The sequence below is a fragment of the Enterobacter cloacae complex sp. HYC074_NIDB genome (assembly GCF_056673345.1).
Genome location: NZ_CP114214.1, coordinates 3,576,759 through 3,591,691, shown reverse-complemented (window position 1 = coordinate 3,591,691; position 14,933 = coordinate 3,576,759). Strand labels below are relative to the sequence as shown.

At 53.1% G+C, this 14,933-nt stretch carries 13 protein-coding genes, 1 rRNA gene and 1 other annotated feature; of the genes, 7 read left to right on the top strand and 7 right to left on the bottom strand.

Annotated features, from left to right (window positions below):
- Window positions 1-8 precede the first annotated feature (8 nt).
- The 3 genes from dgcN to O1724_RS17350 all read right to left on the bottom strand — a co-directional run bounded on the left by dgcN (window position 9) and on the right by O1724_RS17350 (window position 2,286).
- Window positions 9-1,229: a diguanylate cyclase DgcN/YfiN gene (gene dgcN / locus O1724_RS17360; protein WP_023323614.1), complete on the bottom strand. Its 1,221-nt coding sequence runs from the start codon at window positions 1,227-1,229 to the stop codon at window positions 9-11.
- On the bottom strand, window positions 1,222-1,758 hold the full coding sequence (gene yfiR, locus O1724_RS17355; protein WP_003863149.1) for a regulatory sequestration protein YfiR: 537 nt from the start codon (window positions 1,756-1,758) through the stop codon (window positions 1,222-1,224). Before yfiR ends, dgcN begins: the two co-directional genes overlap by 8 nt.
- Before the next feature lie 153 nt (window positions 1,759-1,911).
- On the bottom strand, window positions 1,912-2,286 hold the full coding sequence (locus tag O1724_RS17350) for a DUF2799 domain-containing protein (RefSeq protein WP_126296899.1): 375 nt from the start codon (window positions 2,284-2,286) through the stop codon (window positions 1,912-1,914).
- A gap of 212 nt (window positions 2,287-2,498) precedes the next feature.
- Here O1724_RS17350 and aroF point away from each other — a divergent pair, with 212 nt between their 5' ends.
- From aroF to O1724_RS17335, 3 genes are read left to right on the top strand one after another with little or no spacing between them, the layout of a single operon-like run.
- Window positions 2,499-3,569 (top strand): 3-deoxy-7-phosphoheptulonate synthase AroF, encoded by a 1,071-nt coding sequence (gene aroF, locus O1724_RS17345; protein WP_006811632.1) that lies wholly within the window; start codon window positions 2,499-2,501, stop codon window positions 3,567-3,569.
- Between the two features lie 10 nt (window positions 3,570-3,579).
- The gene (gene tyrA / locus O1724_RS17340; protein WP_022649060.1) at window positions 3,580-4,701 is read left to right on the top strand and encodes a bifunctional chorismate mutase/prephenate dehydrogenase; all 1,122 of its coding nucleotides are present in this window, start codon (window positions 3,580-3,582) and stop codon (window positions 4,699-4,701) included.
- Window positions 4,702-4,761: 60 nt separating this feature from the next.
- Window positions 4,762-5,634, top strand: a complete 873-nt coding sequence (locus O1724_RS17335) for an SMP-30/gluconolactonase/LRE family protein (RefSeq protein WP_032609874.1) — start codon at window positions 4,762-4,764, stop codon at window positions 5,632-5,634.
- Here O1724_RS17335 and pheA read toward each other — a convergent pair.
- From pheA to bamD, 4 genes are all read right to left on the bottom strand, one after another.
- Entirely contained in the window at window positions 5,631-6,791 is a 1,161-nt protein-coding gene (gene pheA, locus O1724_RS17330) for a bifunctional chorismate mutase/prephenate dehydratase (protein WP_023314685.1), read from the bottom strand. The two genes, O1724_RS17335 and pheA, sit on opposite strands and share 4 nt — an antisense overlap.
- A gap of 30 nt (window positions 6,792-6,821) precedes the next feature.
- Window positions 6,822-6,947: a sequence feature (Phe leader region), on the bottom strand.
- Window positions 6,899-6,946, bottom strand: coding sequence for a pheA operon leader peptide PheL (gene pheL, locus O1724_RS17325; RefSeq protein ID WP_100229775.1), 48 nt, complete (start codon window positions 6,944-6,946; stop codon window positions 6,899-6,901). (Overlaps the previous feature by 48 nt.)
- A 104-nt stretch (window positions 6,948-7,051) precedes the next feature.
- Entirely contained in the window at window positions 7,052-7,393 is a 342-nt protein-coding gene (gene raiA / locus O1724_RS17320; protein ID WP_003863162.1) for a ribosome-associated translation inhibitor RaiA, read from the bottom strand.
- A gap of 267 nt (window positions 7,394-7,660) precedes the next feature.
- Window positions 7,661-8,398, bottom strand: coding sequence for an outer membrane protein assembly factor BamD (gene bamD / locus O1724_RS17315; protein WP_003863164.1), 738 nt, complete (start codon window positions 8,396-8,398; stop codon window positions 7,661-7,663).
- A gap of 131 nt (window positions 8,399-8,529) precedes the next feature.
- Here bamD and rluD point away from each other — a divergent pair, with 131 nt between their 5' ends.
- From rluD to O1724_RS17295, 4 genes are all read left to right on the top strand, one after another.
- Entirely contained in the window at window positions 8,530-9,510 is a 981-nt protein-coding gene (gene rluD / locus O1724_RS17310; RefSeq protein ID WP_414538993.1) for a 23S rRNA pseudouridine(1911/1915/1917) synthase RluD, read from the top strand.
- Window positions 9,507-10,238: a purine nucleoside phosphorylase YfiH gene (gene yfiH, locus O1724_RS17305; protein ID WP_003863167.1), complete on the top strand. Its 732-nt coding sequence runs from the start codon at window positions 9,507-9,509 to the stop codon at window positions 10,236-10,238. The genes rluD and yfiH overlap by 4 nt, the downstream gene beginning before the upstream one ends.
- A 129-nt stretch (window positions 10,239-10,367) precedes the next feature.
- Complete coding sequence (gene clpB / locus O1724_RS17300) at window positions 10,368-12,941, top strand: ATP-dependent chaperone ClpB (protein WP_126296898.1); 2,574 nt, start codon at window positions 10,368-10,370, stop codon at window positions 12,939-12,941.
- 429 nt (window positions 12,942-13,370) lie between these two features.
- Window positions 13,371-14,912: ribosomal RNA gene (locus O1724_RS17295) — 16S ribosomal RNA — on the top strand.
- Window positions 14,913-14,933 lie beyond the last annotated feature (21 nt).

Sequence of the window (14,933 nt, the reverse complement as noted above, 5' to 3'; positions counted from 1 at the left end):
TCTTCCTTTCAGGATATTGTTTTCGAACGCTGGTTTTTGACCAGATACATATTGCGATCGGCTTGCTCCAGTAAGGCCTCAACGGAGGCATTTTCCCACGCCAGAGCAAAGCCAATGCTGAGTGACATTGATGCTGTGTGCCCGTTATGCAGATCAAACGGACGGATAAATTGCTGCGACAGCGCAGCGCAAATATATTCGACCTCACGCGCGGTGTGGACACCGTAAAGGATCATGGCAAATTCGTCGCCGCCAAGACGGTAAGACTGATGACGTTTTTCGCCAAATTCGACCATCCTTTTTGCGGCTTCGATCAGAACGCAGTCACCCGCGGCATGACCCCAGGTGTCATTGATAAACTTGAAGTTATCACCGTCCAGAAATAGCAGGGCGGAATTGGTTTTTGCCGAAGCGTCATTCATTAATGCTGCAATGTTGTTGCGAAACGCGGCGCGGTTTGCAAGCCCCGTGAGCGGATCGTGCATGGCGGTACGCAACAGTTGAGCGTTTTTCGCCTGTAGTTTGAGCTGCCACTCTTCCATTTCATCCAGCAGGCTGTTGAAGTCTTCTCCAAACTGGTGGAACTCTTCAATGCGGCCTTCCGTTACCCGGCGAGAAAAGTTGCGGTTGGTGCGAACGTCATGCACAACGTCAGTGATGTTTTGCATTTCAACAACCATGCCATGATGTAGCGAGCGGGTGATGGTCAATGCGACGGCAGAAGCAAAAAGAATGCACCCGGTGAGGACTGCAAACGAGAGCCAGATAAAGTGGCTAATCAGGCTGTCGCGTGCGGTCAGACGAATTTCGCCAATCACATTGCCGTTATGTATGATGGGCTGTGCGACAGGAACAGGGAACAGCCACCGGTTGACCAGCGCGCCCAGCGTGTCGGTATTATCCGCCGGGTTCCACGACCACCAGGCAAACCGTTTATGATGTGCATTAAGCACTTCCGCCACGGCAAACTGCCCCTGCTTGCCGAGGGTCGCCAGCGTTTCATTTGCTGCCATGGCATCGTTGAACACCAGAGAGGCTTCAAGGCTGTGGCTCATGGTGGCGCCGGTAAGTTCGAGGTTTTTTTGCGCGTATTGCTTTAATGTCACCACGGAAGCGAAACACAGCAGCAACCATATAAACGTCATCGTTATAATGACGCTTATCATGCTGATTCGCCGCAACGTTCTTTTAAACGTCGGACGCGGTGTTGGTACGACTTCCTTATTCATGCTTCTTATTCCGTGCGAGCATTAATACATCCGGATTGACTCTTACGCCACTGCGCGCCAGCGCATCCAGATTTACGGAAAACCTGACCTGGTTGTGCTCTATTATCAGACAAAATGCGCTGCCAATAACGCATTCAGGATTTTGTTCTGACATTAATAGCAACGCCTGGCCCTGATATTGATTTATTATTTCCTGTTGTTTTGCTGGCGACTCGCTCCCGAAATAGAGGGCATCGCACCTTGCTGTGAGTGCTTCCCGATCGCTATGCACAATGACAGGACTATAGGGCAACGGGTTGTGTTCATCTTCACTGCTGAGCGCCTGTCTGTAATGGGAAGAGGCATAAATACAGAGCTTAGGCTGGCCAGACAGTGCTGGCCATCGGGTGTAGCTCACAATACCAGAAACAATCGAACGTACTGATTTATCCGTTTCAGTGAACGAGCCTGCCTTTGCAGGGGCCACTAAAATGAACAGCATTAGCGCCAGGGGGAGTCGGAGCAAAGCGATCAAGATTGCATTTCTCATCAGAATCCGCCAAACCGCCCCGGAAATAGATGTCCTTAAGAATTGTCGGCAGAATACCATTGTTTATCAAAGCCGTCATTATGTCAGAAATATCCCTGTTTTGACCTAAGCTAAATCTTACAGTGAGCTATATTCAGAGGAATTAAGGCAGGCTCAATTAAGCCTGCTGGAACGCATACTTTCATCCATTCCTTGTTGCCAGGATTCATACAGTTTTACTGCATTTTCAGTTGTATCGCAGCTGGCAGGAAATGATTTTCCCGCTAATCCCCAGGCGTGAATAAAGCCCTCTTCGCATATTCTTTTCTGTCCGTCAGCGTAACCACGAAGATATTCCCCTCGATCAACCTGAGGGTCATTAAAACTATCGGCCAGCGCCTGGTTATCTTTAACCGGAACACCATTCATAGCGTCTTCTTTACCGGCAGTGAACCAGTCCGGGCTGGTCCAGCCAGGCTGAAAAGTATAAGGATTGATCTGGCAACCCGACAAAATCAGCGACAACAACATGAGAGTAATTGAACGCATGGCTATTCTCCTTTTTGTGAGCATAGCCTGGCTTACAAGTGTGCGTGTGTAATTTTAAATTTACGGTTTTAGGCCATGAATTTTGCAATTAAATGACTTCTGTAAAGTAATGTGTACGTATTTTGGATTGAAATCTTTACTTGATGTGATATCGTTGTGTCACCTCTTCGAGGAAAACCACTATCGCAAACGAGTTTGACAGGATCGCAATCATGCAAAAAGACGCGCTGAACAACGTACATATCACTGACGAACAGGTGTTAATCACCCCGGATCAACTGAAGGCGGAATTCCCGCTGAGCGTCGCGCAGGAAGCTCAGATTGAGCACTCGCGCCAGACCATTTCTGACATTATCGCAGGCCGCGATCCGCGTCTGCTGGTGGTATGTGGTCCTTGCTCCATTCACGATCCTGAAACCGCCATTGAGTACGCTCGTCGATTTAAAGCATTAGCGGAGGAGGTCAGCGATAGCCTCTATCTGGTGATGCGCGTCTATTTTGAAAAGCCACGTACTACGGTTGGCTGGAAAGGGTTGATTAACGATCCGCACATGGATGGCTCGTTTGATGTGGAAGCGGGCCTGAAGATTGCGCGTCGCCTGCTGGTGGAGCTGGTCAGCATGGGGCTGCCGCTGGCAACCGAAGCGCTGGATCCGAACAGCCCGCAGTACCTCGGCGATCTGTTTAGCTGGTCTGCGATTGGGGCGCGCACCACCGAGTCGCAAACCCACCGCGAGATGGCGTCTGGCCTGTCTATGCCGGTTGGTTTTAAAAACGGTACCGACGGCAGCCTGGCTACGGCGATTAACGCCATGCGCGCCGCCGCCATGCCCCATCGTTTTGTCGGGATCAACCAGGCGGGCCAGGTATGCCTGCTGCAAACGCAGGGCAACCCGGACGGGCATGTGATCCTGCGCGGCGGTAAAGCGCCAAACTACAGCCCGGCGGATGTCGCGCAGTGTGAAAAAGAGATGGAACAGGCGGGACTGCGTCCGGCGCTGATGGTAGATTGCAGTCATGGTAATTCGAATAAAGATTACCGTCGCCAGCCTGCGGTTGCAGAATCTGTGATTGCACAGATTAAAGATGGTAACCGTTCAATTATCGGCCTGATGATTGAAAGTAATATTCATGAAGGCAATCAGTCATCGGAACAGCCGCGTAGCGCGATGAAGCCCGGCGTCTCCGTCACGGATGCTTGCATCAGCTGGGAAACCACTGATGCGCTACTGCGTGAGATCCACAAAGATTTGAACGGCCAGCTGGCGACGCGTCTGGCATAAGAGGATAGTTATGGTTGCTGAATTGACCGCATTACGCGATCAAATTGATGAAGTGGATAAGGCGTTGCTGGACCTGCTGGCGCGCCGCATGGCACTGGTTGCTGAGGTCGGCGAAGTTAAAAGCAAATACGGCCTGCCAATTTACGTTCCGGAGCGTGAGGCCTCTATGCTCGCCTCCCGCCGTAAAGAGGCACAGGCGCTGGGCGTTTCACCGGACTTAATTGAAGATGTCCTGCGTCGTGTGATGCGGGAATCCTATTCCAGCGAAAACGACAAGGGCTTCAAAACCCTCTGTCCGTCGCTGCGTCCGGTGGTGATTGTCGGTGGCGGCGGCCAGATGGGGCGTCTGTTTGAAAAAATGCTGACGCTTTCTGGCTATCAGGTGCGCATCCTGGAAAAAGAGGACTGGCCGCATGCACCGGAACTCATGAAGGATGCCGGAATGGTTATCGTCAGCGTACCGATTCATGTGACGGAGCAGATTATCGCGAAACTTCCTCCGCTGCCGGAAGATTGCATTCTGGTGGATCTGGCGTCCGTTAAAAATGGTCCTCTACAGGCAATGCTGGCGGCGCACACCGGGCCCGTGCTTGGGTTACACCCGATGTTTGGCCCGGACAGCGGCAGCCTGGCGAAGCAGGTAGTGGTTTACTGCGACGGTCGTCAGCCGGAAGCGTATCAGTGGTTCCTGGAACAGATTCAGGTCTGGGGGGCACGTTTGCACCGTATCAGTGCGGTTGAGCATGACCAGAACATGGCGTTTATTCAGGCGCTGCGCCACTTTGCAACCTTCGCCTATGGTCTGCACCTGGCGGAAGAGAACGTTCAGCTTGAACAATTGCTGGCGCTTTCCTCGCCAATCTATCGTCTGGAGCTGGCGATGGTCGGGCGACTGTTTGCCCAGGATCCACAGCTTTACGCCGACATCATCATGTCGTCTGAAAATAACCTGGCGCTGATCAAGCGCTACTATCAGCGTTTTGGCGAAGCGATCACTTTGCTGGAACACGGCGATAAACAAGCGTTTATCGACAGTTTCCGTAAAGTGGAGCACTGGTTCGGTGATTACGCCACGCGATTCCAGAGTGAAAGCCGCACGCTGTTGCGCCAGGCAAATGACAGTCGCCAGTAATCTGATGATGTATATACTGAAAGCCAGCATTGCTGGCTTTTTTCATTTTGGGGAACTGTCATGGCTGAACCGCAGCTGCTGTTGAACTATACCGGGCATCTGCCTGAATGCCCGACGTGGAGTGCAGAAGAGAAGGCGCTCTACTGGGCGGATATCCTGGAAGGGGAGATCCATCGGTACCATCTGCCCACCGCGGAACACTCGGTGCTCTCATTCCATGAAGAAGTTGGGTGTTTTGCCCTGCGTGAACGCGGCGGATTTATCGTCGCGATGCGAAACGCCATCTGGCTGACCGATAAACACGGCCTGCTCCAGCGTAAGGTTTGCGATAACCCATCCAACCCGCAGCTTGCACGTTTTAACGATGGCGGTACCGATCATCAGGGACGGTTTTATGCGGGCACGTTCTGGGGGCCGGGAGATTATAACGGGGCCATGTTGATGCGTATCGACAACGACCTGACGCCGAAAGTGATCCAGTGCGATATCCAGGGGCATAACGGTTTAGCGTTTAGTCCTGACAAACGGTGGATGTTTACTTCTGATACGCCGAACGGTGTGATCTACCGTACGCCGCTTGATGAGCAGGGGGAACCCGGTAAGCGCGAAGAGTTTCGCCGGTTTAGCGAGGGAGACGGTATTCCCGACGGTGCGGCAATGGATGAGGAAGGCTGCTACTGGAGCGCACTGTTTGACGGCTGGCGTATCGCACGGTTTTCACCGCAAGGCGAACAGCTGGAAGAGCACCGGCTGCCGGTACGCTGCCCGACAATGGTCTGCTTTGGCGGCGACGATATGAAAACGCTGTTTATCACCACCACGCGGGAAAATATGGAGGCGGAGGAGCTGGAGAAATACCCGCTTTCCGGTGCCATCTTCACCCTGCCTGTAAATGTGGCAGGGATGAAGAAAAGCCGCTTTATCGAACATTAAGCCGGATCGACCGGGACCACGGTTTCGCTCGGATAGCAGCCCAGCACTTTCATGGAGCGTGTGATCTCGCCCAGTTCGCGCAGGGCTTTCTGCATGGATGCAGACTCCAGGTTGGCCTGAACGTCGAGATAGAACATCTCTTCCCACGGGTTGCCATGTATTGGGCGGGATTCCAGCTTCGTCATGATCAGGTTGTGATTACGCAGCACCAGCAGCGCTTCAACCAGCGCACCCGCCTGCTGGCCGGTCGCCATCAACAGGGTGGTTTTCGCCGGGACCTGGTCCGACACGTTGATGGCCTTGCGGGCCAGAACCACGAAACGGGTGATATTCTGCGTCTGGTTGGCCAGATTGCGTTCCAGCACCTGTAAGCCATACAGCGCGCCGCCCGCTTCGCTACCGAGAGCCGCGACGGCAGGAGAGTTTGCCTGCGCCACTTTTTCCATCGCCGCCGAGGTGCTTTCGGTGTACTCAATTTTCCAGTGCGGATAACGGTTCAGGAACTGGCTGCACTGCTGGAACGGCTGCGGGTGACTGTACACCGTTTCGATCTGACTCAGATCGGTTGAGCCAGAGACCAGCACACAGTGATCGATAGGGATGGTCAACTCGCCGACTAACGACAGGCTGGTGTGCTGGAGCAAATCGTAAACATCGTTGATGGCGCCGGAACTGGTGTTCTCAATAGGCACCACGGCGTAATCTGCCTGGCCGGTTTCGACCTGGTTGAAAATGTCTGCAAATTTCGCGCAACCGCTCTCAATAAACTCTTCGAAATGGCGGGCTGCGTACTGGCGAGCCGCCAGATGAGAATAGGAGCCTTTCGGGCCGAGGAAAGCGATACGAGCAGAGTGCGGGTTGGTTTTGTTCAGATGCTGCTGGAGCAGGGCCTGTTGCGTCAGAACGGAATCTTCAATGATGAGCTGGAACAGGCGGGTGATGTAGTGCGCATCCAGATGATGCGCTTTGCCGAGTTGAATCAACCGTTCCAGTAAATCACGTTCGCGATCGATATCGCGCACCGGCCGATGGGACTCGAGCTTCGCTTTGCCCACTTCAATGGCGAGCGCGCGGCGTTCGGCCAGCAGGGCCAGTAATTTTTCGTCGAGTGCACTGATTTTTACGCGTAAATCCAGGAGCGGGTTTTCCGGTGTCATAGTGTTGTCTGTCTCATTTTATCGTTATCAATAAAAAAGGCCTCCCGGTGTGGGAGGCCTTGTTGTTCGTCTTCGCATTCTTTATCACACGACGAAACGCCTCCCGGTCAGGGGAAGGTAAAAAAGAATGCGAAGAAAAACGGCGTCTGTTTCATAAGGTCATCCTGAAAATGATAGGGTTAAAGTACCTGCACTGTTTTGATCCTGTCAATAAAAAACGCGCCCGAAGGCGCGTTGTCGGTACACTCAATTTTAGAGGATTACTCTTCTTCAACTTCTTCCGCGAAGCTGGCGTCTTTCACCGAGGTTGCGGCGCGACGTGCTTCACCTTTGTGTTGCACTTTATTGAGCTGCCGTTCCAGCTTGTTGATCAAATCGTTAATTGCGGTGTACATATCCTCGTGTTTTGCGCTGGCGACCAGATGGCCGTTTGGAGTATTGATAGTTGCATCAGCGATGAAACCCTGCGGCTCCTTGGACAGGATGATATGTGGATTAATCAAATGTGTTTGCCATTTATCCAGTTTGGCGAGACGGTCTGCGACGTGCTGGCGGATTGCCGGAGTAATTTCCATTTGTTTACTGGTAATGTTCATTGTCATAAATTTTACCTCTTGTCTTTCCGTCTTGGTGATTCCAGCATACCCGACCCAATGTCAAAATGTGTGATTTAGATCACGTTATTTTGTCGGTTTTTGTCAGGGAATCTTTTTTGTGAGGCAGGGCAGGAAGAGGTGAGATTTACCTTGTCGAAGCCAAAAATTGCGGTCATAGTTGAATGGATGTGTTGAAGCTAAACCGCTTCAGCGTAAGTCTGAAAGAATAAAAAAACGGCAGCCCGCGGGCTGCCGTTATGCGTTGTAGCGGTATCAGGTGTTGCTGCTGTTCGCGGCGATGATTTTCGCCACTTTGTCAGCCTGAGCCGTCATCTGCATCTGGCGATACGCATTTTCCATCAGCTTCAGGCCATCACGCGTGGCTTGGGTATCCGGATAATCACGCAGCATGCCTTCTACACGGTTAACCACGGCAACCCATGCGCCACGGCGGGTGTAGTATTCCGCAACGGAGTACTCATATTTCGCCAGACGATCTTTCAGGAACACCAGACGCTTAGTGGCATCGGTAATGTACTGGCTGTTCGGGTAGCTACGCACCAGTTTGGAGAAGTCATTGAAAGCATCACGCGCATGTTGCGGGTCACGGTCTGAACGATCCACCCCGAAGAAGCCCTGCAATGCACTGTCATCCAGCGCCATGTTAGTCAGGCCGCGCATGTACATCACGTAATCGATGTTAGGATGGGTAGGGTTCAGACGCATGAAACGATCGATCGTTGCCTGAGCCAGCGGCAGATCGGCATTTTTGTAGTAGGCGTAGATAAGATCTAACTGTACCTGCTGCGAATACGGACCAAACGGATAGCGATTATCCAACGCTTCCAGTTGCGTTATCGCCTGTTTCCAGTTACCGTCCTGCAACTTTTGTTGTGCAGTCGCATAGATTTCATTCGGCGGATTGTCAGGGACCTGTTCATTCGAACCGGAGCAGCCCACCAAAGCCAGGCTCAACGTGGCCGCTGCCACCAGATATTTCATGCGCGTCATGACGTTTTGACTTTCCTCAAATGTTTGTCCGGGAGAAACTCAGTTCCTGCTCCCGATTAAGACCAGCTACAATAGCACACTATATTAAACGGCAAAGCCGTAAAACCCAACGTTAAACGAAGAAGCAGTTTATGGCACAACGAGTAGAACTCACCGCAACAGTCTCCGAAAATCAGCTCGGTCAACGCTTAGATCAGGCTTTGGCCGAATTGTTCCCTGATTATTCGCGTTCACGCATAAAAGAATGGATCCTTGACCAGCGCGTGCTGGTAAACGGCAAGATCTGGGACAAAGCAAAAGAGAAAGTGTTTGGTGGGGAAGCTGTCGCCATCAATGCTGAAATCGAAGAGGAAATCCGCTTCGAGCCGCAGGATATCCCGCTGGATATCGTCTACGAAGATGACGACATTCTGGTCATCAACAAGCCGCGCGACTTTGTTGTTCACCCGGGCGCGGGCAATCCTGACGGTACGGTACTTAACGCACTCCTTCATTATTATCCGCCGATTGCCGACGTACCGCGTGCCGGTATTGTTCACCGTCTGGATAAAGACACCACGGGTCTGATGGTGGTGGCGAAGACGGTTCCCGCCCAGACTCGCCTGGTGGAATCGTTGCAACTGCGCGAAATCACCCGTGAGTATGAAGCGGTGGCGATTGGTCATATGACCTCTGGCGGCACGGTGGAAGAGCCTATCAGCCGTCACCCAACCAAGCGTACGCATATGTCCGTACACCCGATGGGTAAACCGGCGGTAACCCATTACCGCATCATGGAACATTTCCGTATTCATACCCGCCTGCGTCTGCGCCTGGAAACCGGGCGTACTCACCAGATCCGCGTGCACATGGCGCATATTACCCATCCGCTGGTGGGTGACCCGGTTTACGGCGGTCGTCCGCGTCCACCAAAGGGCGCATCGGATGAATTCATCTCCGTGCTACGTAAATTCGATCGCCAGGCGCTGCATGCGACGATGCTGCGTCTTTACCACCCAATCACCGGAATTCAGATGGAATGGCATGCGCCGATCCCACAGGATATGGTGGAACTTATCGACGCGATGCGCGCAGATTTCGAAGAACATAAGGATCACGTGGACTGGTTATGACCAAACTGATTGTCCCGGAGTGGCCACTGCCTGAAGGCGTGGCCGCCTGTAGTTCAACCCGTATCGGTGGCGTGAGCCAGGGCGCGTGGGAGTCTTTGAACCTCGGTGCGCACTGTGGCGATAACCTGGAGCACGTTGAAGAGAACCGTAAACGCCTCTTTGCTGCGGGAAACCTTCCTTCAAAACCGGTCTGGCTTGAGCAGGTGCACGGTAAAGCGGTGCTTAAGCTGACGGGTGAGCCCTATGCGTCTAAACGCGCCGATGCTTCGTACAGCAATACGCCGGGAACGGTTTGCGCGGTGATGACTGCTGATTGCCTGCCGGTGTTGTTCTGCAATCAGGCAGGAACTGAAGTGGCTGCTGCTCACGCCGGATGGCGAGGCCTGTGCGAAGGCGTGCTGGAAGAGACCGTCGCCTGCTTCCAGGACGATTCTGCAAATCTCATCGCCTGGCTTGGCCCGGCGATTGGCCCGCAGGCATTTGAGGTCGGGCCCGAAGTGCGCGATGCCTTTATGGAAAAAGATCCGCAAGCGGTCGAAGCGTTCGTGGCTTCCGGAGATAAATATCTGGCCGATATTTACCAGCTTGCCCGCCAGCGCCTGAATAACGTCGGTGTGACTCAAATCTTCGGCGGAGATCGCTGTACCTTCACCGAAAAGGGTGATTTTTTCTCCTATCGCCGCGACAAGACGACAGGCCGTATGGCAAGTTTCATTTGGCTGATATAACCTAAAGAATCAAGACGATCCGGTACGCGCCGTTTTCTTTTCACATAATTCAGGTTATTAACCTTGAATAATTGAGGGATGACCTCATTTAATCTCCAGTAGCAAATTTGACCTGTTATGGGAGGAGTTATGCGTCTGGATCGTCTTACTAATAAATTCCAGCTTGCTCTCGCCGATGCCCAGTCCCTTGCACTGGGGCACGACAACCAATTTATCGAACCTCTTCATTTAATGAGCGCCTTGCTGAATCAGGAAGGGGGATCGGTACGTCCTTTATTAACGTCCGCTGGCATTAATGCCGGCCAGTTACGCACCGCCATCGATCAGGCGCTGAGCCGTTTACCGCAGGTAGAAGGTACCGGCGGCGACGTGCAGCCGTCGCAGGATCTGGTGCGCGTGCTGAACCTTTGCGACAAGCTGGCGCAAAAACGTGGGGACAACTTTATTTCGTCAGAGCTCTTTGTTCTGGCGGCGCTTGAATCACGCGGTACCTTAACCGACCTGCTGAAATCCGCCGGTGCAACCACCGCTAATGTGACCCAGGCGATTGAGAACATGCGCGGAGGTGAAAGCGTGAACGACCAGGGAGCCGAAGACCAACGTCAGGCTTTGAAGAAATTTACGGTCGACCTGACCGAACGTGCCGAGCAGGGCAAACTTGACCCGGTGATCGGCCGCGACGAAGAAATCCGCCGGACAATCCAGGTACTGCAACGTCGTACCAAAAACAACCCGGTGCTGATTGGTGAGCCAGGCGTCGGTAAAACCGCCATTGTTGAAGGGCTGGCGCAGCGTATCGTTAATGGCGAAGTGCCCGAAGGGCTGAAAGGCCGTCGCGTACTGGCGCTGGATATGGGCGCGCTGGTGGCCGGGGCGAAATACCGCGGTGAATTTGAAGAGCGTCTGAAAGGCGTGCTGAACGATCTGGCGAAGCAGGAAGGTAATGTCATCCTGTTTATCGACGAACTGCACACCATGGTGGGGGCGGGTAAAGCTGACGGCGCAATGGATGCCGGGAACATGCTGAAACCTGCTCTGGCGCGCGGTGAACTTCACTGTGTCGGCGCCACTACGCTTGACGAGTATCGTCAGTACATTGAGAAAGATGCCGCGCTGGAGCGTCGTTTCCAGAAGGTGTTTGTCGCTGAACCAAGCGTTGAAGATACCATCGCCATTTTGCGTGGTCTGAAAGAGCGTTATGAGCTGCACCATCACGTGCAGATCACCGACCCGGCCATCGTTGCGGCGGCGACGCTTTCGCATCGTTACATTGCCGACCGTCAGTTGCCGGATAAAGCCATTGACCTTATCGATGAAGCGGCGTCCAGCATCCGTATGCAGATTGACTCGAAACCGGAAGAGCTTGACCGACTCGATCGCCGTATTATCCAGCTCAAGCTGGAACAGCAGGCGCTGAACAAAGAGTCTGATGAAGCGAGCAAGAAACGCCTTGATATGCTCAACGAAGAACTGGACGAGAAAGAGCGTCAGTATTCTGAGCTGGAAGAAGAGTGGAAAGCTGAGAAAGCCTCCCTCTCTGGCACCCAGACAATCAAGGCGGAGCTGGAGCAGGCTAAAATTGCCATTGAGCAGGCGCGTCGCGTAGGGGATCTGGCACGGATGTCCGAACTACAGTACGGCAAGATCCCTGAGCTGGAAAAACAACTCGAGATCGCCACGCAATCGGAAGGCAAAACCATGCGTCTGTTGCGTAATAAAGTGACGGATGCCGAGATTGCCGAAGTGCTGGCGCGCTGGACGGGTATTCCTGTGGCTCGCATGATGGAAAGCGAACGCGAGAAACTGCTGCGTATGGAGCAGGATCTGCATCAGCGCGTCATTGGACAGAACGAAGCGGTCGAAGCGGTATCTAACGCCATTCGTCGTAGCCGTGCGGGGCTGTCCGATCCGAATCGTCCAATCGGCTCGTTCCTGTTCCTGGGGCCAACCGGTGTCGGTAAAACTGAGCTGTGTAAAGCGCTGGCTAACTTTATGTTCGACAGCGATGACGCGATGGTGCGTATCGATATGTCCGAGTTTATGGAGAAACACGCCGTCTCGCGTCTGGTCGGTGCGCCTCCGGGATATGTCGGTTATGAAGAGGGCGGTTATCTGACGGAAGCGGTTCGCCGTCGTCCTTATTCCGTCATCCTGCTGGATGAAGTAGAAAAGGCACATCCTGACGTGTTTAACATTCTGTTGCAGGTGCTGGATGATGGGCGTCTGACGGATGGGCAGGGAAGAACGGTCGACTTCCGTAACACGGTGGTGATCATGACCTCGAACCTGGGTTCCGATTTGATTCAGGAACGCTTCGGTGAGCTGGATTACAGCCATATGAAAGATCTGGTGCTGGGTGTGGTCAGCCAAAACTTCCGTCCGGAGTTCATCAACCGTATTGATGAAGTGGTCGTGTTCCATCCGCTGGGTGAGAAACACATTGCGTCGATTGCGCAGATCCAGTTGCAGCGTCTGTACAAACGTCTGGAAGAGCGTGGGTATGAAATCCACATCTCGGATGATGCGCTGAAACTGCTGAGCGAGAATGGTTACGATCCTGTTTATGGTGCGCGTCCGTTAAAACGTGCTATCCAGCAGCAGATCGAAAACCCGCTGGCACAACAAATCCTCTCTGGGGAGCTGGTTCCGGGCAAAGTTATCCGTCTGGAAGCCAACGAAGACCGAATTGTGGCAGTGCAGTAAGTCACAAAACGCAAAAACGGGCCGCTTGCGGCTCGTTTTTGTTTAAAAACCAGGCAAGAATTAATGTCTGAGATGTGTTTTGCCTGGAAAGTGAGCAGTCGGTAAATAATTTTCACTTTGCACTTGCAGCCTCAGAATAACTCCCTATAATGCGCCTCCACTGACACGGAACAACGGCACGCAAGCCGCCGGGTCAGCAGAGAAAAGCAAAACAAACGCTTGACTCTGAAGCGGGAAAGCGTAATATGCACACCCCGCGCCGCAGAGAAAACGAAGCGGCACTGCTCTTTAACAATTTATCAGACAATCTGTGTGGGCACTCAAAGTGACATGGATTCTTAACGTCCTCGGACGAAAAATGAATACCAAGTCTCAACGAGTGAACACGTAATTCATTACGAAGTTTAATTCATTGAGCATCAAACTTTTAAATTGAAGAGTTTGATCATGGCTCAGATTGAACGCTGGCGGCAGGCCTAACACATGCAAGTCGAACGGTAACAGGAAGCAGCTTGCTGCTTCGCTGACGAGTGGCGGACGGGTGAGTAATGTCTGGGAAACTGCCTGATGGAGGGGGATAACTACTGGAAACGGTAGCTAATACCGCATAACGTCGCAAGACCAAAGAGGGGGACCTTCGGGCCTCTTGCCATCGGATGTGCCCAGATGGGATTAGCTAGTAGGTGGGGTAACGGCTCACCTAGGCGACGATCCCTAGCTGGTCTGAGAGGATGACCAGCCACACTGGAACTGAGACACGGTCCAGACTCCTACGGGAGGCAGCAGTGGGGAATATTGCACAATGGGCGCAAGCCTGATGCAGCCATGCCGCGTGTATGAAGAAGGCCTTCGGGTTGTAAAGTACTTTCAGCGGGGAGGAAGGTGTTGAGGTTAATAACCTCAGCAATTGACGTTACCCGCAGAAGAAGCACCGGCTAACTCCGTGCCAGCAGCCGCGGTAATACGGAGGGTGCAAGCGTTAATCGGAATTACTGGGCGTAAAGGGCACGCAGGCGGTCTGTCAAGTCGGATGTGAAATCCCCGGGCTCAACCTGGGAACTGCATTCGAAACTGGCAGGCTAGAGTCTTGTAGAGGGGGGTAGAATTCCAGGTGTAGCGGTGAAATGCGTAGAGATCTGGAGGAATACCGGTGGCGAAGGCGGCCCCCTGGACAAAGACTGACGCTCAGGTGCGAAAGCGTGGGGAGCAAACAGGATTAGATACCCTGGTAGTCCACGCCGTAAACGATGTCGACTTGGAGGTTGTGCCCTTGAGGCGTGGCTTCCGGAGCTAACGCGTTAAGTCGACCGCCTGGGGAGTACGGCCGCAAGGTTAAAACTCAAATGAATTGACGGGGGCCCGCACAAGCGGTGGAGCATGTGGTTTAATTCGATGCAACGCGAAGAACCTTACCTACTCTTGACATCCAGAGAACTTTCCAGAGATGGATTGGTGCCTTCGGGAACTCTGAGACAGGTGCTGCATGGCTGTCGTCAGCTCGTGTTGTGAAATGTTGGGTTAAGTCCCGCAACGAGCGCAACCCTTATCCTTTGTTGCCAGCGGTCCGGCCGGGAACTCAAAGGAGACTGCCAGTGATAAACTGGAGGAAGGTGGGGATGACGTCAAGTCATCATGGCCCTTACGAGTAGGGCTACACACGTGCTACAATGGCGCATACAAAGAGAAGCGACCTCGCGAGAGCAAGCGGACCTCATAAAGTGCGTCGTAGTCCGGATTGGAGTCTGCAACTCGACTCCATGAAGTCGGAATCGCTAGTAATCGTGGATCAGAATGCCACGGTGAATACGTTCCCGGGCCTTGTACACACCGCCCGTCACACCATGGGAGTGGGTTGCAAAAGAAGTAGGTAGCTTAACCTTCGGGAGGGCGCTTACCACTTTGTGATTCATGACTGGGGTGAAGTCGTAACAAGGTAACCGTAGGGGAACCTGCGGTTGGATCACCTCCTTACCTTAAAGAACCTGCCTTTGC